Origin of the sequence: Nocardia sp. NPDC058244, assembly GCF_042882065.1 — a bacterium.
Classification (GTDB): Bacteria; Actinomycetota; Actinomycetes; order Mycobacteriales; family Mycobacteriaceae; genus Nocardia.
Genome location: NZ_JBHVWX010000006.1, coordinates 130,699 through 148,177 on the forward strand (window position 1 = coordinate 130,699; position 17,479 = coordinate 148,177).

Below are 17,479 nucleotides of genomic sequence, written 5' to 3' on the forward strand. Positions count from 1 at the left end.
GGCGGCATGCGACGGTGGCTCGAAGACGAGGTGATCGCGCACGGCCGCCTGCCCCTGTTGTGTTTCCTGCTGGGATTCATCCTCGGGTTCGTGGTCATCCGGATCAGCGTGCGGATGATCCGGGCCAAGGTGCGGTGGTGGCCGGGCAATGTCACCGCGGGTGACACCCACATCCACCACATGGTCTTCGGTGTCATCACGGTGCTGCTCACCGGCATCGGCCTGATCGCCACCGCCGAGGACTCCACCCAGGTCACCTCCAGCGTGCTCGCCGCCCTGTTCGGGATCGGCGCGGCGCTGGTGCTCGACGAGTTCGCGCTGATCTTCTACCTGCGCGACGTCTACTGGGAGGAGCAGGGCCGCACCTCGGTCGACGCGGTCTTCGTCGCGCTGGCGGTGACCGGTCTGCTGCTGCTCGGCGTGCAACCGCAGACCTTCCTCGACTACGACGACTTCCGGCAGTCGCGCGGCATCGGCGTCCGGCTCGCCGTCCTCGGCACCCTGCTGCTGAACCTGGGGCTGGCGGCGATCGTGATCGTCAAGGGCAAGATCTGGACGGGCCTGTTCGGCATGTTCTTCACGCCGCTGCTGCTGATCGGGGCCATCCGGCTCAGCCGCCCCGGCGCACCGTGGGCGCGCTGGCGCTACGGCGAGCGGCCCAAGACCATGGCGCGCGCGATCGCCAGGGAACAGCGCTATCGCCGCCCGGTGATCCGCGCCAAGATCTTCATCCAGGACCTCATCGCGGGCAAACCCGACGTCGAGCACGCCAAGTCGGCGGCCGAGGCCGAGCTCGCACGGCGGGTGGTCGCGGCGCCCCCCGCACCGCCGCCGCATCCCCATCTGCTTCCGCGCAGCCAGGCCGACACCACCCCGGGTGAGTGACCGGGGTCGCCCGATTTCAGTCCGGAGTCCCTGGTCTGGCACAATGAACCGGTTGCCTCGGCCGAGTTGTGTCCGGGAGCACTCCTGTTCTGAGCATGAACCGGTCGAGCGCGTCAGTGCCGCCAGGTTCCTCTGTTCGCGCAAAGAATCCGAAAAGGTGGAAAATGAACACCCTTGACTTCGTCGACGAGAAGTCGCTGCGTAGCGATGTCCCCGATTTCCGTCCGGGCGACACCCTGAACGTGCACGTGAAGGTCATCGAAGGCTCGAAGGAGCGCATCCAGGTCTTCAAGGGCGTCGTGATCCGGCGTCAGGGCGGCGGCATCGGCGAGACCTTCACGGTCCGCAAGGTGTCCTTCGGTGTCGGTGTCGAGCGCACCTTCCCCGTGCACAGCCCCAACATCGACCACATCGATGTCGTGACCCGCGGTGACGTGCGTCGCGCCAAGCTGTACTACCTGCGCGATCTGCGCGGTAAGGCCGCCAAGATCAAGGAAAAGCGCTGATCTTGCGGTAGCTGTTCGCAGCACAGAAATTTCCGGTAGCCCGGCGCTCCGACTTCGGTCGGGGCGCCGGGCTACTCTGTTCGGCGTGGCAGACGAAAGTGGGTCGGTGTCGGTGTCCGATTCGGGCGACGAAGGTGGGCGGCGCAAGCGCAAGCGCGGCGACAAGAAGCAGCGACCGTTCTGGCAGGAGCTGCCGATTCTGATCGTGATCGCGGCCGTGATCGCCGCGCTCATGGTGACTTTCGTCGGACGGCCGTATGTGATCCCGTCGCAGTCGATGGAGAACACGCTGCTGATCGGCGATCGCATCTATGTCGAGAAGATCAGCTATTACGGTTCCGATCCCGGCCCCGGCGACGTCGTGGTCTTCGTCGGCCCGCCGTCGTGGAACGGGCACTACAAGTCGGTCCGCTCCGACAACACCGTCGTGCGCGGGCTGCAGAACTTCCTGTCGTACTTCGGGCTGGTGCCGCCGGACGAGAACGATCTCGTCAAGCGCGTCATCGCCGTCGGCGGGCAGACCGTGCAGTGCTGTGATCCGCAGGGCCGGGTGATGGTCGACGGCAAACCGCTCGACGAGCCGTACATCAAGAAGGACTACCCCTGGTTCACCGACCGCCCCAACGCCGTCTACCCGGCGGGCCGGGTGTTCGGCCCGGTGAAGGTGCCCGAGGGCAACCTGTGGGTGATGGGCGACAACCGCAACGAGTCGGCCGATTCGCGCGCCCACGTCAGCGACGATCTGCAGGGCACCGTGCCGGTGGACAACGTGCGCGGCAAGACGGTGTTCAAGATCTGGCCGCCGAGCCGGATGGGTCCGGTGCGGTCGGAGAACCCGCAGGAAAACTGACACGCGACGAGACACGGGGACAATCGAACTGTGGGGCAGGATCGGACCAACTGGCCGCCGCGGGTGGTGATGCGCCGGGCGGGCGGCTTACGCACGCTCGAGGCGGCGCTCATCCGCAGCGGCCTCGGCCCGGTGGCCGGTGTCGACGAGGCGGGCCGCGGCCCGTGCGCCGGACCGCTGGTGATCGCCGCGTGCCTGCTGGCGCCCAAGGCCTACGACAGGCTGTCCGGGCTCGACGACTCCAAGAAACTCACGGAGGCGGCCCGTGAGGAGCTGTTCCCGGTCGTTCAGCGGCTGGCGCTGGCCTACAGCGTCGTCGTGGTGCCCGCGTGGGAGATCGACGCGATCGGGATCCACGTCGCCAATATCGAGGGCATGCGCCGGGCGGTGGTCGGTCTCGGCCGCACGCCCGGCTACATCCTGACCGACGGTTTCAAGGTCCCCGGGCTGCCCGCGCCGTCGCTGCCGGTCATCGGCGGTGACGCCACGGCGGCCTGCATCGCGGCGGCCAGCATCCTGGCCAAGGTGACCAGGGACCGGATGATGGTCGAGCTGGACGGGCAGCTGCCCGGGTACGGATTCGCGGCGCACAAGGGCTACAACACGCCCGAGCACACCGCCGCGCTCCGGCAGCTCGGACCCAGTACCGAACACCGCCGGTCCTGGCGGAATGTGCGCGAGCTCGAGGTGCCGGGCGGTAGCCGAGTGGCTACCCGCCCCGCGCATGCGCGATGATGTCAGCAATGAACGCGGCGCTGCTAGAAGGAGGACGTCCCACCCGATGAGTGCTGAGGACCTCGAGAAGTACGAAACCGAGATGGAACTGTCCCTGTACCGCGAGTACAAGGACATCGTCGGTCAGTTCTCGTACGTGGTGGAGACCGAACGTCGCTTCTACCTGGCCAATTCTGTCGAATTGCGGCCGCAGAACGCCGACGGCGAGGTCTACTTCGAAGTGCGGATGAGCGATGCGTGGGTGTGGGACATGTACCGCCCGGCGCGCTTCGTCAAGCACGTACGAGTGATCACGTTCAAGGACGTGAACATCGAAGAGCTGGAGAAGCCCGACCTGCGCCTGCCGGAGTGACGGCGCGCCGCCGGCCTGGTTGTCCACAGGTCGGCGGTTGTCCACAGGGTTGTCATCCGCCCAGGTCACCGGACCGGGCGCGACGGCGTCGAGCGGCATGCTCGACCCGTGGCAGACAAACAGGCGCTCGGCGCATACGGGGAGAAACTCGCCGCGCAGTTCTTGCGTGAGTCGGGGATGGAGATCGTCGCCCGCAATTGGCGATGCCGCTACGGCGAGCTGGACCTGATCGTCCAGGACCCGTCGGTGACGGCGTTCGTCGAGGTGAAGACGCGATCGGGCCTGGGGTTCGGCACCCCGGCCGAATCGGTCACCTTCAGCAAACAGCAGCGGATCCGCAGGCTCGCGCTGCTGTGGCTGGCCGAGCAGGACGGCCCGTGGCGGCGGATCCGGTTCGACGTGGTGTCGGTCCTGGTCCCGCGCGGGCACCGGCCCGTCATCGACCACCTGGCCGGAGCCTTCTGATGGCGCTCGGTCGCGCGTTGTCTGTCGCGGTCACCGGGGTCGACGGTCAGCTGGTGGAGATCGAGGCCGACATCGGTCAGGGCCTGCCGTCGGTGAATCTGGTCGGTCTGCCCGACACGGCCCTGCAGGAGTCGCGCAACCGGGTGCGCTCGGCGGTCGCCAACACGGGGGAGAAGTGGCCCGACGGCCGGGTGATCCTGGCATTGTCCCCGGCCACGCTGCCGAAGGTGGGCAGCGTCTACGACCTGGCGCTGGCGGTCTCGGTGCTCGACGCGTCCGGGGCGGTGCCGGGGGAGCGGCTGGCGAAGACCGTTCTCCTCGGGGAGTTGGCACTCGACGGTCGCGTCCGGCGGGTGCGCGGGGTGTTGCCCGCGGTGATCGCCGCGCGCACCGCGGGCGTACCGACGGTGGTCGTGCCGGCGGCGGCGGTGGCCGAGGCGGGGCTGGTCGAGGGGATCGAAGTGCTCGGCGCGGTCAGTCTGCGCGCGGTGGTCGCCTGGCTGCGCGGCGAAGGCGGACTGCTGGAACCGGACGGGATGGTGCCGGACGCGCAGGCGCCCAGCGGCGACCTGAGCGATGTCGTCGGCCAGGACGAGGCCCGCTGGGCACTGGAGGTCGCGGCGGCGGGTACCGGTAGTTGCGGATGTGACAACATGCGGAGTTCCTTGTGCGAGTTCGGAGGTTGGCGCGGCGGCACTACAGTCGGCGCGAGGTAGAAGGCGAGAGGCTGGGACGACAGGATCGGTGCGCAGTCAGCTTCAGGCCATCGGCTGGGTTCGGCTGAACAACCGGTGTCGATCGCGTAGACAGCAAGCCAGCCGTCGTTCAGTGAAGGCGAGTCTCGCCGCTGCGACGAGTCCGTCGATCGAGCCTCGGTCAATCCTGCGAAGGCGTCCCGAGCATCGCTCGGCTTCGTCGGAGCGTGGTTGCTCAAATATAGTTCTCACCTATGACAATCGTGGTGGTTGACACCAACCTGATGTGCCGGAACCCCGACCTTTCGGGCGCAACCTGGAGCGAGATCATCCGCCATGTCGAGGAGCGGGACATTCGTGTAATCGTGCCTGAAGTGGTGATCCAGGAAGTCGCTGCCAAAATCCGTGCCACTGCGAGCGTGGCGGCAGTCCAGGCCGCGCGTCGTCCCCTCGTAGAGGCGGGTCTCTCCGACCTCGCAGCCTCCGTTCGTGAGCACCTTGAACACCGAGGTGATGACGCTGAGGATTGGTTCCGAAGCCGAGTTATTGCGGCAGGCTTCGAGATTGCCGACTGGCCGAGCGTAAGTCACGCCGAAGTCACCCGGCGTGCAGCCGAACGGATCGCACCCTACACGCGAACCGGGCAAAACAAGCAGGAAGATTCTGGCAACGCTGGAGGTCGGAGGAATCGAAAAGTTGAGGATGATGATCAAGAAGGCTCCAACAAGGATGGCTATCGAGACACATTGATCTGGTTCACCCTCCGTGATGTCGCGGTGCAACATCAGAGCGAGGATGTGTGGTTCGTAAGCCAGAATTACAAGGACTTCGGAGATGTGACCTCAGAGGAGACATGTCCGGCACCGTGGCATCCCGACTTGGCGTCGGAGCTGGAGAAGGACAACCAACACCGGACGTTCTATGCTCGTGACCTTTCGGAGTTTCAGTCACGCCTTGCGTCTGCGAAGAACCCGATGGATGGTGAAGCGCTGGCGGAGGCACAGAAGCGCCTCGATTTGGCTCAGCTGCAAAGGCTTTTAGATGACAAGTTGTATGGATTTCCGGTCGACCCATGGGAGGCGGGGTTTCCGAGGCATGTAACGCAAGCTGCGTCTATTGCTGGTAGGGCGGTTAACTCGGGGTGGGAATTTACCGAAGCGGCAACACGATTCGGTGGAGGATGGACTGCCAGGTTCTCCGTCCCTGCGCAAGTTGATGTGGTGGCTCCGAGGGACGACCTCGATAGTGAAATCTCGCGACTGGTGCAAGGCACGGTCTGGGTCAATCGCGACGATGCTGCTGAATTACTTGAGGTCTCGGGTCTGGAACTCCTTCCGGGCCAGGTCCCCCGCGGCGTTCCGGGCGAGGGGGCACTCGCGGCGAACGGTCTCGGACCGGGGGCCTCAGTGGAGTCGGTCATGGTCGATATCCTAAAAGACTACTGGGATACCGAGGTTGGGAAGCGATCCCGGGCGGAATTGTTCAAACGTTTGAGTGAGAATACTGAACTCCAGCGGAGCATGGATATCGTTATACGTGACTTTAATGCAGCCATAGGTGAGGAGGGGGCGTAGGTGGCAACTTGGCACGGGGAGTTCGTCTTCAGTGGGACAAGTGGGGAGAAGGCGGGTCCGCTTGTCTGAGTTCAATGCGATGGCGAATCTTCGTCGGCGAGTGATCGATGAGTCTGAGTCCTTAGCCGGTCTGCTGCGTACATGCATCGCGCTCGGAGCGGAAACTGGCTCCGATGCTCTCCGCGGTTGGGCAAGGTCCGAACTACACGGCTATGCGCCACAGGACGATCTTCCACGGTATAGAAAGCTTCAGCTATCGCTGACTGTTGACGGCTGGATAGGTGGTTGGCACAGGGCCGGGTACACCGTCGACTTTCGGCACCTCCAAGAGGAGGACAGGGGCAGGCTCCAGGCGGTGCCGTTCCACCAGTCCGTCGATGAACTGGAGATGTTGGCAGTATCGACCAAGTCCCTCCATTACATGCATGAGGGGCTGTCGCAGGCCGCGAAACTAGCAGAGGGACTTCCGTTCACGCGAGTGGAGGAGGCGTACTGTCTGGTATCGCCTGCGGCTGTAGCAGGGATGCTCGGAAAGATCCGCACGACCCTAGTGGAGATGGTGGCAGACATGACCAGGGAAGTTCCGTTCGACGGGTTGCCCACGCGCAACCAGGTCGATTCTGCCGTGCAGGTGAATGTGCACGGATCGCAAGACCAGTACCATGTCAACGTCCAGCACAACTCGGGCGTCATCGGGCAAGGGGCTGGGTCGTCGCAAACGCAGCACGTCACGAACATCGGTTCGGATCTGTCGAATCTGTTGACGCAGCTTCGAACTGCCGCAGGCGAGATCGACAGCGACGACGACCGCGTCGATGCCGAACATGCCATCGACGACCTCGAAGAAGCTGCCGGCCAGGAGAACCCGGAGCCGGAAACGGTTCGGAGGCGGTGGCGCGCACTGCAGCGCATAGGTCTGGTGGTGGGCGGTGCGCTGGGGGAAGCTGTGGCTTCCGAAACGGCGGGTATGGTCATCGGCGCGCTTACCTCGGCGATGTGACGCTGCTGTCCCGATGTGAAAGGCTGGCAGGGTGGTGGCTGATGCCGAACTGCTTGCAGACCTTCGTGAACGAGTTCTCGATGAGAACGAACCCCTGGGAGGGCTGCTCCGGAAGTGCCTCGCTCTCGGAGCAGTTACCGGGTCCGATGCACTGAGACTATGGGCGTCGCGCGAGCTCAAGGGGTATGACGCTGGCGTAGAGGTTCCGGCATATAGGAAGCTTCCGTTACCTCTTTTTGTCGATACCATCTCCCTTTCTCAGGTCATCGTGCGTCAACAATCTATCTCCCGGTATCAGGCCCCAGTCGACGCTCAGGAATTAATCCCAGAATTGGTTTCATTCCGAACGTCGATTGACCATCTCATCGGTATGGCGGAAAGCGGCGAAACTCAGCAGATTCGGCTGGAAGGGCTCAAGTTCGCCGCGTCGAGATGGAATGCTCGGCAGGGCAACGACCCACAGATCGCCGATATGTACTATCGGGTTTCGGACACCGCCATCGGCGGCATCGTCGGCGTTGTCCGGACAACGCTTGTGGAGATGGTACTGGACATGGCTAAGGGCGTGCCGATGCACCAGCTACCAACCCGTCGGCAGGCTGACGCGGCTGTCCATGTCCACGTTGGTGGGTCGCACGAAGAATACTTCGTCAACGTTCGAGAAAATCGCGGTGTCATCGGCCAAGGAGCGGGCGGGACGCAAATCCAGCACGCCGCCGTTCATTCCTCAGCGGAAGTTCAAAGAGTGCGTGGCTGGGGCTGGATTCGACGCCTGCTTCGTGGGTGAACTGCTGGCCGCTCAAACGAGCTAGCTTCCTGGTTTGTCCTCGGTTGCGTATGAGCGGAACGCGGGGGCTCAATCGAGTGGGTGAGGTCTATCGCTGCGCCGCTGGAGTTCGGCGGCGTAGCCGGGTCTCGTGTTGCCGGATTCGTTCGTCCAGACCGTCGCCGTGTCGATGGAGATGCCGAGCATGCGGCTCAGGACTGCAGCGTGGATCGAGCCGGCGAGCTCGATGAGAGCAGTGTTGCGGCTGGCGCGTGGTTGTACTCCAACTCGTTTGAGCCGGGATGCGAGCTGCTGGGGGCTGATCGGGCGGCCGGGAGCTCCGCCCGGGAAGAGCCAGCTGTGCTCGTCGGTGTGCCCGATCGCAGCGTGTCCTTTGCGGTTGGAGACAAGTTCGCGGAACAGATCGCCAACGGGCTCCGCGAGTTGGAGTGGAAGCTTTCCGAGCAAGAGTTCGACTCTGCCGTTGGGTGTTTCGCGGATCTGGTCGATTGTGAGCCCTGCGATCCGGGTTGTGGGCTGTGCGTAGAACAGCACGAGTAGGCCGGCGGCGCGATTGGCGGTGGCGATCGAAGTGTCATTGAGTAGCTTTCGGGCGAGGGTCCATCGCAGGTCGTCGGTCTTGAGGCCATCTCGGGTGATGTTGGATCGACGGGGCGCGATAGCAATGTTGTGAGCGAGGCCGCGTTCAACCGCCCAGGAGACGAACTGTCGTGCATCCCGGCGGCTTTCATCGAGCCAGTCGTCGATGTCGGCTTGGCGGCAAGTCGCGAGCGTCTTTCCCTGCTCGTGTAGCCAATTCAGTAGGTGGACTGCCTTGCTGAGGCGGGTGACGGTGTTGGCCACCTGCCCGACGGTGAGGGGTTGGCGTTTGGATGCGGCGCGCAGTCGGCGCAGGTAGGACCAGGTGGCGAACGCCTTCAGGATGCGTCTGCTGTCGAGGTCGGCGACGCGGTCGAGGGTTCGTGGGATCGCTCGTTCCAGCCGAGCGAGCTGTTCGTCGCGGTCCGGAAGCACTCCCGCGGTGATGAGGGCAGCTCGCAAAGTTCGCGCTGCCTGCTGGTTCGGCAGCTGGTCGAAGGTGTTGTGAGTGAGCGGGCCGGTTCCCTCAGCGAGTGCGGTGAGGATCTGACGAGGACCGCGCGAGCCGAGCCAGCAGAGCAGATTCTTGGGGTCGTTGGCGAGAAGGGCGTGATATAGAGGTTCGAGTTCGGGCCTCATCACGCCATCTGGTCCGCTGAGCATCTGGCCGAGGATGCCCGGGCAGGCGCAGCGCTCGCAGAGCCCGAAGTGATGAAGTCGCTCCAGGGCGCCGCAGTCGACGCAGTGCTGGAAAGAGATGGGGTCCTTCTTGTAGCAGTTCGAGCAGAGTGAGCCGCCGCCTTCGAGACGTTTGGCGGAGTAACGCAGCCTGCGGCAGTGCAGGCAGCATTCTCGCTCGCGTGTGCATTGGTTGCATAGGGGTTGTCCGTCTGGGGTGCGGGAATTGACGGGACGAATGGTCATGCAGCGCTGGCAGGGTTCGCTGTTATTGATGAGCCGGGAACAGGGCTCGCAACGCGGTTCGCTCGTGCGGGCGAAGTAGCAGCGCTTGTATTTGCCGCAGTGAATGCAGACCGCGTAATAGGGGACGCGGGCGCAGGCGCGGCAGATGATGTATCCGTGTTCGCGCCGGGCAACCACTCGGACTTTCCCGCATTCGCTGCAGGCGGCTTTGTTCTCGCGCGATTCTTTGAAACAGTTGCTGCAGAGCGGTCGACCGGCGTCGTCGCGTCCGACGACGGGTCGGCGTCGACCGCAGTGGCCGCATGGTTCGGCGTGCTTGTTGTCGTAGCAGGTGCCGCAGCAGAGCAGGCCGTCGTAGCGGTTCTTGAGGTTGACGGTGCGTTGGCAGAACGGACAGGTCAGCGGGGTGATATTGCGGATGTTGTGGCGGGTGAGGGTGGTGATCAACGTGCCGAGGCTGCGGGAGATGTCGACTCCCTCGCCGGCGAGTAGGCCGGGACGGGCCCTGAGTTCCCAGGCGACGCCGCGTAGCTGGCTCGGCCTGGGTAGGGTGTTGGTGATAATTTCGTGCAGCATCGCCTCGTCGGATTCGGGGGCGAGCTGGCGAATGTGCTGGCCGATCTCGGCGTGGTAGTCGATGCCTGTTTCCGGCGGGCAATACCGGCAGAACACCCGACCGGTGCTGTCGCGGAAGTTGATCGGACGATGGTTCCCGCAGGATGCGCAGTCCGCGCTGTTGATCCTGTATCGGTTCTTGCAGCTGGCGCAGACCCGTTCGCCGCGAGGGTTGCGGACCGTCAATTCCCTGGGGCGGTCGCAGTCGGCGCAGCGAGGTAGGGTCAGGCTCTGGAATTCGTGCGATTGCAGGGCGCGAATGAGCTTTTCGATCGTGGGTGGTCCTGCAGGTCGTCCGCTGGTCAGCAGGGTTGGATCGTCGTGCAGGGCCGCGGCCAGGCGCCGCTGCGCATGAAACCCGGGAGCGACCGCGACGATTGTGGCCTCGACCGTGCCGGGCTCGAGGCCCGCCTCGACGCCGCAGACGATCTCGACGATGGTCTCGACCGGATGGGTCCGGAACCGTGGAGCGGGTTCTGAAGTGGTCATGGCTTCGGTGGCACCACTCTGGCCCGTTTCGGCCGCAGCGATCCGAGCCCGGCGTCGTTGGCGCTGTTACCGACGGGCGAGGTTTCGCCGACAGCCTTGCGGTTGCTCCGCCGGGCCACCGCGATCGGTTCGACGAGTTCGTCCATTCGGCAGCCGAGGATGTCCATTAGCGCAACGAGGACCTTGAGGTTCAACCGTTCGGGCTTTTCGGTGACCAACCGCCAGATCTGAGTCGGTGAGAGGGTGATGCCCCGCTCGATCAGTAGCGGTCGAATATCGGTGGTGGAGAACATGCCCTGCCGGGCCATTAGGTCGCGCAGATGCCATTCGTAGTCGAGTTTGGCGGTCACGGGTCCTCCTGCTGGAATGCGCGGTCGAGGTGGTTACGCAGCATCGTGTTCATAAAGTCGCTGCTGACGCCGGTGTAAATGGCTGTCGTACTGGCGAATCGGTGTCCGAGTTGTTCCTGCACGAACTTCGGATCGGCGCCGTCCTCTACCAGGTGAGTGGCGTAGCTGTGGCGCAGGCAATGTGGTGACAGGTCCGGATCCAGGCCGAGCGCGTCTCGATATTCGGCGAAGCGGCTCTCGATTTCTCGGGCCTGCAGTCTGTTCCCGCGCTCGGTGAGCCAAAGCGCTGGATGCTGCGTATCGCCCAGCCGTGGTCTGACGTTGAGAATGTAGTCCTCGACGGCTTCGACGGCCCAGGGCATCACGCTGGCGACCATGCGCCTCTTCGGCGGCGATCCGCGGCTGCGTTTGCCGTAGCGGACGTGAACACCGCCGAATCGGCCCAGTTCGGGCGCTTGTGGATTGCGATACCAATCGGTGCGGTCGAGCTTGCTGCACTCGGTGCAGCGCAACCCCCAGCCGTAGAGGACCTTGAAGACCGTCGCGTCGCGGTATGCGGTCAGAGCGCCCTTGCGGCGCAGTTGGAGTGCCCGTTCGACCTGGTCATCGGCGTAGTCGAACAGGGCTTGGCATTCCTCCCGGGTCATCGGTCGGCGTCCAGGTCGGCCCTCGTAGTCCAGCAGATGTGCGCTGGTGTTCCACTCGTGGCAGATCTGGATCGGGTGGGTGCCGAAGCGGAGTTCGCATTCCTGGGACCAGTGGTAGTGCGGTGAGGTGATGAACGCGCAGAACTGGCGGATCGCGCCTTGGTAGTTGCGCACTGTCGACTCGGCGCGGCCGCGCTCGGCGACCAGGTGCATCGACCACTCGTCCATGTGCGCCGAGGTCCAGTGCCATGGGTATTCGCCTGTGAAGTCGAGAAACCGGCGGACTGTGCGCAGGCCGCCGTCGATGGAACTCTGCAGCAGGTGCAGGCCGCCACGTCTCTGCTTAGCCCACCCCGACAGCATCGCCTCCAGCACAGCGTCTTCGGGGTGGAGCAATTTGACGCCATCGACCAGCTCGAGCCGGGCGGATCCGTCTGGTTCGTTGCCCGATCGCCCCATCCCACCTCTTCCGTCTGATGCAATGTCCTTTCGGTAAACGGAAGAGTAGCCGAGAATGTGCAGATCAGGAGCGGTTTGGTCAGATTCTCTGTATCGTCGCGCTGGCGCAGATCAGGTGGTTATCCGCCGGAACCATCGTGCAGTCAATGCAATTCCACGGAGAGCGGTCACCACCTGCTGCTGACCGGACCACCCGGGATCGGCAAAACGATGCTGGCGCAACGCCTTCCCGGCCTGCTGCCGCCGCTGTCGGAGACCGAATCGCTGGAGGTCACCGCGATCCACTCGATGGCGGGCTCGCTGTCGGCCGCGCAGCCCCTGATCACGCTGGCACCGTTCGTCGCCCCGCATCACTCGACCTCGGTGACCGCCATGATCGGCGGTGGCTCCGGCATGGCGCGGCCCGGCGCCGTGAGCCGCGCGCACCGCGGGGTGCTGTTCCTCGACGAGTGCGCGGAGATCGGCACGAAAGTGCTGGAGGCACTGCGCACTCCACTCGAGGAAGGCGAGGTGCGGATCGCCCGGCGCGACGGTGTCGCGCGCTACCCCGCCCGATTCCAACTGGTGCTCGCGGCCAACCCCTGCCCGTGCGCACCTGCCCGCGATGTCGACTGCATCTGCGCCCCACTGGCCCGCCGCCGCTACCTGGGCAAACTGTCCGGCCCGCTCCTGGACCGCATCGACATCTGGGTGCAGATGCACGGCCAGGCCGGCGCGACGTTCGGCGACGAACAGGTCGAGACCAGCGCCAGCGTCGCCGCCAGGGTCAGACAGGCCCGCGGCCTGGCCCTGGAGCGCTGGAGCGCCGACGGCTGGACGACCAATGCCGAGGTGCCCGGACATGTGCTGCGCCAACGGTTCCGGTTGCCGCGCGAATCGATCGCACCGATCGAGACGGCCTTACGCCTGGGCCGGATGTCGGCCCGGGGCGCCGACCGGGCGATCCGTGTCGCGTGGACGGTGTGCGACCTGCGCGGTGGGGAGATACCGAGCGTGCAGGATGTGCTGTCGGCGTTGAACTTTCGGCAGCGGGGTGCGCAATGAATGGCGGGCGCGAGGTGAGTGGATCGACCGAGGTCGGTTCGGCGCCGTCGGCAGGGAAGCCTTCGGTGGTTTCGGGCGGTGGTTTCGGTGGAGCGGGGTCGGCGAAACCGCAGCAGAAGCGGGACGACGAGGTCGGCGGGGCGCGATCAGCGCGGCCGCAACTGGCGCTCGCCGGTGGCGTCGGTGGCGCGCAGCCGGAGCTGATGCTCGATGGTGAGGCTGGTGGGTCGGGGACTTCGCAGCCGCGACTGGTGGTCGACGGAGGGTGTTCGGAGCAGCCATCGGGCGTGCTCGATCGCGATGTCGACGAGCGGCGGCTCGCGTGGGTGTATCTGTCGAGGGTGGTGCAGGGGCCCTGTGCCGCGTTGTCGGCGTTGATCGGTTCGGTCGGGGTGTGCGAGGCGGCCCGAGCGGTGCGCGAGCACGAACTGCCCGAGGTGTTGCGGGGGCCTACTGCCGCGCGTCGTGAGATGGATATGGCGGCGGCGGATCTGGCGCAGATGCGACGGTTGGGTGGGCGGGTCATCACGCCGGACGACGACGAGTGGCCGGGCTGGCGGATGCTCGGTCTGGATCAGCTCGACAGTGAGCGGGATCGCGAGGGCGCGGTGCCGCTGGTGCTGTGGGCGCGCGGCCCGCTCTCACTGCAGGTGGCGTCCGAACGTGCTGTCGCCGTGGTCGGTTCACGATGCAGCAGCGGGTACGGGGTGCAGGTGGCGAGTGAGATCGCCGGTGACCTGGCCGGGCGCGGCTGGACCATCGTGTCCGGTGCGGCCTTCGGCATCGATGCGGCGGCGCACCGCGCGGCACTCGCCGTCGGCGGCCCGACCGTCGCCGTGCTGGCCTGTGGCGTCGACCGGCCCTACCCCGCCCAGCACGACCGTCTGCTGTCCGCCATCGCCGCCACCGGCCTCGTGCTCAGTGAATATCCGCCGGGAACCAACGCGCAGAAGCACCGATTCCTGGCCCGCAACCGGCTCATCGCGACCCTCGGCGACGGTGTCCTCGTCGTCGAAGCCGGCCTGCGCAGCGGCGCCCGTAACACCGTGAAATGGGCCCGCCGCCTCGGCCGCCCGGCGATGGCGGTCCCCGGCCCCGTCGGATCCGCGTCCTCGGTCGGCTGTCACCGCATGATCCGCGAGGGTGAAGCCCTGCTAGTCACCCGCGCCGAAGACGTCATCGACGAAGCAGGCCCCCTCCGCCTCCCGGTCACCGACGACACCATCGACCCCGCCACCCACCTCCGCGGCGCCGAAGCCGACGTCTACGCCGCCCTCCCCGCCATCGGCTCCCGCCTACCGCTGGACCTGGCCCACCAATCCGGCCTCGATGTCGCGACAGTCCGCGCCATCCTCCCCGGCCTGGAACTCGCCGACCTGGTCGGCTGCGATTCCGACGGCTGGTTCCGCACCCGCGGCAGGCGCTCGACTCGAGGTGGGCCGTCCTCCACCGGCGTGTGACGACTGAATTCGCTCATGGCAGCGGTAAACGGCGCCATGCATGTCAGCGGTAGGCACGGGCCTCGTCCGGTTTCGACGACGGCCGAGTCGATCGCGGTGGTGCGTGCCATGAAGGACGCCACCATTGCCGACGCGCACACGGTGATGCGCCGGGCGGTCACCGACACCGGATCCAGCCGTGGCATCGGCCGCGCGACCGCCGGGCAGCTCGCCGCCAAGGGCGCGCTCGTCGCCGTGCACTACGCGGGCAACGAGGCCGCCGCCCGCGAGACGCGGCGCTGGAACTGCTGCCGGCCGCGGGAGCCGGTGCCGCGCTGCTGGCCGCCGGCCCGACCGCGTTCGGCGGGGCGGAACGCGGTGAGCTGCTTGCTGGGGAGCAGTGCCGTGCAGGACGGTCCGGCAAGGAAGGGCGTTCGGTAGGGACCGGGCCGCACCAGCTGGGGTGGTTGTGTGGTGAGAGGGCGATGCGGCGTGGTGGGTTGCGCGGGGTCGAGGGAGGGGTCACGGTGGGGAGATGGATGTGTTGCCCGACGATCTGACCGCGCTGCTCACGGAGTTCGGGCGCCACCTGCGGTTGGGGCGGAATCGGTCGGCGCACACGGTGCGGGCTTACGTCGGGGATGTGCGCTCGCTGCTCGAGCATCTGTACGCGCGGTCGGCGGATTCCGCGGTGCGGGAAATGGATCTGCCGCTGTTGCGGTCGTGGTTGGCCGAGCTGGCGGCGGCCGGGGCGGCGCGTACGACATTGTCTCGGCGAGCCTCTGCCGCAAGGACTTTCACCGCCTGGCTCACCGAGACGGGGCGCCTCACCATCGACCCGGGATTGCGGTTGCAGGCGCCGAAGGCGCACCGGGTGCTGCCCGCGGTGCTGGCGCAGGGGCAGGCCGCGCAGGCTATGGATGCCGCGGAATCGGGTGCGGCCCAGCAGGATCCGATGGCACTGCGGGACCGGCTGATCGTCGAACTGTTGTACGCCACCGGAATCCGCGTCAGTGAACTGTGCGGCCTCGACATCGACGACATCGACCGGGAGCGCGCACTCGTCCGTGTCCTCGGCAAAGGCAACAAGGAACGATCGGTGCCCTTCGGCGGCCCCGCTGACACCGCGCTGAACGCCTGGCTGCGCGCGGGTCGCCCGTCCCTGGTCAACGAACATTCCGGCCGGGCCCTGCTCCTGGGCCAGCGTGGCCGCCGCCTCGACCAGCGCCAAGCCCGCACCGTGGTGCACGAGGTCGTCTCGGCCATCCCCGGAGCGCCCGATCTCGGCCCGCACGGCCTGCGCCACACCGCCGCCACCCACCTGCTCGAAGGCGGCGCCGACCTGCGCGTCGTCCAGGAACTCCTCGGCCACGCCAGCATGGCCACCACCCAGCTCTACACGCACGTCTCGGTGGAACGCCTCAAACGAGTCCACGACCAGGCCCACCCCCGCGCCTGAGCTCGCGGGCGAGACGCCGCCGGTCCAGTGGTGAGTCCGGCATGGCCGAGGAACGGTGAGTGCGTCCGTGCGGACGATGTGGTCGGCGCGTTGCGGGGTGGGTGGGCGGTGAGGCGGCAAGATGGGGGATCGGAGGTGGTCGGTGATGGCGTTGCCCGATGTCGGGGGTGAATCCGAGGACGGGGAGGAGGAACTCGACTATCGGTTCACGCTGGCCAACGAGCGGACGTTTCTGGCCTGGATCCGGACGGCGCTCGGGCTGCTCGCGGGCGGCGTCGCCGTGCATACCCTGGTGCAACCGTTGCGGCTGGCCGGGTTCGGTGGGGTCATCGCCGTGAGTTGCCTGATCATGTCGTTCGCGGTGGCGCTGGGGGCGTTCCGGCACTGGCGGCTGGTGGATGTCGCGATGCGAACAGGCCGCCCACTGCCCGGCACCGTCCTCGTCCCGGTGCTGTCGGTCGGTGTGGCTGTCGTTGCCCTGATGGCCTGCCTGGCGGTGCTGCTGTCGTGACGCCCCCGACCTTGGCGATGGAGCGCACAGCCCTGGCCTGGCGGCGGACCTCGCTGGGCGCGGCCGGCTGTGCGCTGCTGTTCGCTCACCAGGTCACCGCCGACGGCTGGCCGACCAACGCGCTGCCGATGGTCGCAGCTGTGCTGTCCGTGCTGCTGAGCTTTCTCGGATGGTTCCGCGGCCGCGCTCTCCATCACGGCCGTGTGGCCGCCGGTCGTCCGGTGGTCACCGCTGCCGCCGCGGCTGTCGGACTGGTCGCGCTCATCGCCTTCACCGGGCTGCTGGTCACCCGGCTGATCGAGTGAGGGTACGAGAGCCGCCCGATCCGCCGCCAGCCGCGCCCCGATCAGCTCGGTGCGGCGCGGCGGGAAGAGTTCAGCCGCGCGGACGATCGGATCGATGACTACGCCGACTGGTTCGCGCGTTTCCAGACCGCGCTGCGCGCTGCCGGAGATTCCCGAGCCCGAGCCCGAGCCCGAGCCCGAGCCCGAGCCCGAACCGGCAGTGCTGAAATCCCTGCGGCCACATCACTCCGCTGCGCCTGCATGACTGCCTGTGACCTGGGACATCGGTGGAAAACTCGCTCGACGCGTTCCTCGTCGGCAACTACTGTCGGCGGGATGACTGCCGGAACTTCGCACACGCCTGACTCCGTGCTACGCGAGCGGCTGCGCGCCGCGCTGAAGCCCGCGATGAAAGCTCGTGACCGCAGCGCGGTCTCGGCGCTGCGATCCGCGTTGAGTGCGATCGACAATGCCGAAGCGGTCGACGCGGGTGACGTGAAAGCCGGCGCGCTGGAAGCCAGTGCGGTCGGGCTCGGCACCGCCGAAGCGCAACGCCGTGATCTCACCGAAGCCGACATCACCCAGATCGTGCATCGCGAGATCGACGAAAGGCGCACTGCCGCAGCCGAATACGACCGGCTCGGCGCTGCCGACCGCCGCGACACCCTCACCGCCGAAGCGGACGCGCTCGCCGCCCTCCTCTGACCGAGCCCGGTGCCGAGGTAGTTGCCGGTCGGCGACTGTCAAAGCCCCGGTGGGCAACCGTTTCTGCACTGAGCGCTTTCAGAGCTGACCGGGCTTCGACCCGGCCGTGCTGGTGGCGCAGGTGC

Annotated in this window: 18 protein-coding genes and 2 pseudogenes; 17 read left to right on the forward strand and 3 right to left on the reverse strand. The window is 66.4% G+C overall.

Annotation, left to right across the window (positions count from 1 at the left end; all coding sequences use genetic code 11):
- The first annotated feature begins 6 nt into the window (after nt 1-6).
- The 10 genes and pseudogenes from ACFVW6_RS20050 to ACFVW6_RS20095 all read left to right on the forward strand — a co-directional run bounded on the left by ACFVW6_RS20050 (nt 7) and on the right by ACFVW6_RS20095 (nt 7,849).
- The gene (locus ACFVW6_RS20050; RefSeq protein ID WP_378833205.1) at nt 7-885 is read left to right on the forward strand and encodes a hypothetical protein; all 879 of its coding nucleotides are present in this window, start codon (nt 7-9) and stop codon (nt 883-885) included.
- Between the two features lie 164 nt (nt 886-1,049).
- Nucleotides 1,050-1,391, forward strand: a complete 342-nt coding sequence (gene rplS / locus ACFVW6_RS20055) for a 50S ribosomal protein L19 (protein ID WP_019048201.1) — start codon at nt 1,050-1,052, stop codon at nt 1,389-1,391.
- 85 nt (nt 1,392-1,476) lie between these two features.
- Nucleotides 1,477-2,241: a signal peptidase I gene (gene lepB, locus ACFVW6_RS20060; protein ID WP_378833202.1), complete on the forward strand. Its 765-nt coding sequence runs from the start codon at nt 1,477-1,479 to the stop codon at nt 2,239-2,241.
- A 30-nt stretch (nt 2,242-2,271) separates the two neighbouring features.
- A complete protein-coding gene (locus ACFVW6_RS20065; protein ID WP_355280525.1) occupies nt 2,272-2,976 on the forward strand; it encodes a ribonuclease HII in 705 nt (234 codons plus the stop codon).
- Between the two features lie 46 nt (nt 2,977-3,022).
- Nucleotides 3,023-3,328: a DUF2469 domain-containing protein gene (locus ACFVW6_RS20070; RefSeq protein WP_011210678.1), complete on the forward strand. Its 306-nt coding sequence runs from the start codon at nt 3,023-3,025 to the stop codon at nt 3,326-3,328.
- A 108-nt stretch (nt 3,329-3,436) separates the two neighbouring features.
- Nucleotides 3,437-3,793 carry a YraN family protein gene (locus ACFVW6_RS20075; RefSeq protein WP_357344399.1) on the forward strand — a complete coding sequence of 119 codons (357 nt, stop codon included), beginning with the start codon at nt 3,437-3,439 and terminating at the stop codon, nt 3,791-3,793.
- A pseudogene (locus tag ACFVW6_RS20080) lies at nt 3,793-4,422 on the forward strand (magnesium chelatase domain-containing protein); the annotation flags it as partial. The gene ACFVW6_RS20075 and the pseudogene ACFVW6_RS20080, both read left to right, overlap by 1 nt.
- 320 nt (nt 4,423-4,742) lie before the next feature.
- A complete protein-coding gene (locus tag ACFVW6_RS20085) occupies nt 4,743-6,062 on the forward strand; it encodes a PIN domain-containing protein (RefSeq protein WP_378833198.1) in 1,320 nt (439 codons plus the stop codon).
- 79 nt (nt 6,063-6,141) lie between these two features.
- Nucleotides 6,142-7,062, forward strand: coding sequence for a hypothetical protein (locus ACFVW6_RS20090; RefSeq protein WP_378833224.1), 921 nt, complete (start codon nt 6,142-6,144; stop codon nt 7,060-7,062).
- A gap of 34 nt (nt 7,063-7,096) precedes the next feature.
- Nucleotides 7,097-7,849 carry a hypothetical protein gene (locus ACFVW6_RS20095; RefSeq protein WP_378833195.1) on the forward strand — a complete coding sequence of 251 codons (753 nt, stop codon included), beginning with the start codon at nt 7,097-7,099 and terminating at the stop codon, nt 7,847-7,849.
- 69 nt (nt 7,850-7,918) lie between these two features.
- Here ACFVW6_RS20095 and ACFVW6_RS20100 read toward each other — a convergent pair whose 3' ends face one another.
- The 3 genes from ACFVW6_RS20100 to ACFVW6_RS20110 are packed head-to-tail and all read right to left on the reverse strand — an operon-like array spanning nt 7,919 to nt 11,816.
- Nucleotides 7,919-10,456 carry a hypothetical protein gene (locus ACFVW6_RS20100; RefSeq protein WP_378833193.1) on the reverse strand — a complete coding sequence of 846 codons (2,538 nt, stop codon included), beginning with the start codon at nt 10,454-10,456 and terminating at the stop codon, nt 7,919-7,921.
- A complete protein-coding gene (locus tag ACFVW6_RS20105; protein WP_378833191.1) occupies nt 10,453-10,806 on the reverse strand; it encodes a helix-turn-helix domain-containing protein in 354 nt (117 codons plus the stop codon). Before ACFVW6_RS20105 ends, ACFVW6_RS20100 begins: the two co-directional genes overlap by 4 nt.
- The gene (locus ACFVW6_RS20110; protein WP_378833221.1) at nt 10,803-11,816 is read right to left on the reverse strand and encodes a tyrosine-type recombinase/integrase; all 1,014 of its coding nucleotides are present in this window, start codon (nt 11,814-11,816) and stop codon (nt 10,803-10,805) included. Before ACFVW6_RS20110 ends, ACFVW6_RS20105 begins: the two co-directional genes overlap by 4 nt.
- Before the next feature lie 264 nt (nt 11,817-12,080).
- On the opposite strand from ACFVW6_RS20110, the pseudogene ACFVW6_RS20115 reads away from it, so the two are divergent.
- The 7 genes and pseudogenes from ACFVW6_RS20115 to ACFVW6_RS20145 form a co-directional block, all read left to right on the forward strand.
- A pseudogene (locus ACFVW6_RS20115) lies at nt 12,081-12,956 on the forward strand (YifB family Mg chelatase-like AAA ATPase); the annotation flags it as partial.
- A gap of 65 nt (nt 12,957-13,021) precedes the next feature.
- Nucleotides 13,022-14,416: a DNA-processing protein DprA gene (gene dprA, locus ACFVW6_RS20120; protein WP_378833188.1), complete on the forward strand. Its 1,395-nt coding sequence runs from the start codon at nt 13,022-13,024 to the stop codon at nt 14,414-14,416.
- A gap of 99 nt (nt 14,417-14,515) precedes the next feature.
- Nucleotides 14,516-14,836 (forward strand): hypothetical protein, encoded by a 321-nt coding sequence (locus ACFVW6_RS20125; RefSeq protein ID WP_378833186.1) that lies wholly within the window; start codon nt 14,516-14,518, stop codon nt 14,834-14,836.
- A 94-nt stretch (nt 14,837-14,930) separates the two neighbouring features.
- Nucleotides 14,931-15,854, forward strand: a complete 924-nt coding sequence (locus ACFVW6_RS20130) for a tyrosine recombinase XerC (RefSeq protein ID WP_378833184.1) — start codon at nt 14,931-14,933, stop codon at nt 15,852-15,854.
- 145 nt (nt 15,855-15,999) lie between these two features.
- Nucleotides 16,000-16,365: a DUF202 domain-containing protein gene (locus ACFVW6_RS20135; RefSeq protein WP_355280536.1), complete on the forward strand. Its 366-nt coding sequence runs from the start codon at nt 16,000-16,002 to the stop codon at nt 16,363-16,365.
- Nucleotides 16,362-16,670, forward strand: a complete 309-nt coding sequence (locus ACFVW6_RS20140; RefSeq protein WP_378833181.1) for a DUF202 domain-containing protein — start codon at nt 16,362-16,364, stop codon at nt 16,668-16,670. The genes ACFVW6_RS20135 and ACFVW6_RS20140 overlap by 4 nt, the downstream gene beginning before the upstream one ends.
- A gap of 315 nt (nt 16,671-16,985) precedes the next feature.
- Entirely contained in the window at nt 16,986-17,354 is a 369-nt protein-coding gene (locus ACFVW6_RS20145; RefSeq protein ID WP_378833178.1) for a hypothetical protein, read from the forward strand.
- Nucleotides 17,355-17,479: the final 125 nt, after the last annotated feature.

Bases quoted from the DNA above. Each gene is read 5' to 3' on its own strand.
- ACFVW6_RS20070 (WP_011210678.1), top strand. From the start codon at position 3,023: ATGAGTGCTGAGGACCTCGAGAAGTACGAAACCGAGATGGAACTGTCC.
- ACFVW6_RS20130 (WP_378833184.1), top strand. From the start codon at position 14,931: ATGGATGTGTTGCCCGACGATCTGACCGCGCTGCTCACGGAGTTCGGG.
- ACFVW6_RS20050 (WP_378833205.1), top strand. From the start codon at position 7: ATGCGACGGTGGCTCGAAGACGAGGTGATCGCGCACGGCCGCCTGCCC.
- ACFVW6_RS20090 (WP_378833224.1), top strand. From the start codon at position 6,142: ATGGCGAATCTTCGTCGGCGAGTGATCGATGAGTCTGAGTCCTTAGCC.
- ACFVW6_RS20110 (WP_378833221.1), bottom strand. From the start codon at position 11,816: ATGCTGTCGGGGTGGGCTAAGCAGAGACGTGGCGGCCTGCACCTGCTG.
- rplS (WP_019048201.1), top strand. From the start codon at position 1,050: ATGAACACCCTTGACTTCGTCGACGAGAAGTCGCTGCGTAGCGATGTC.
- ACFVW6_RS20085 (WP_378833198.1), top strand. From the start codon at position 4,743: ATGACAATCGTGGTGGTTGACACCAACCTGATGTGCCGGAACCCCGAC.
- ACFVW6_RS20100 (WP_378833193.1), bottom strand. From the start codon at position 10,456: ATGACCACTTCAGAACCCGCTCCACGGTTCCGGACCCATCCGGTCGAG.
- ACFVW6_RS20145 (WP_378833178.1), top strand. From the start codon at position 16,986: ATGACTGCCGGAACTTCGCACACGCCTGACTCCGTGCTACGCGAGCGG.
- ACFVW6_RS20135 (WP_355280536.1), top strand. From the start codon at position 16,000: ATGGCGTTGCCCGATGTCGGGGGTGAATCCGAGGACGGGGAGGAGGAA.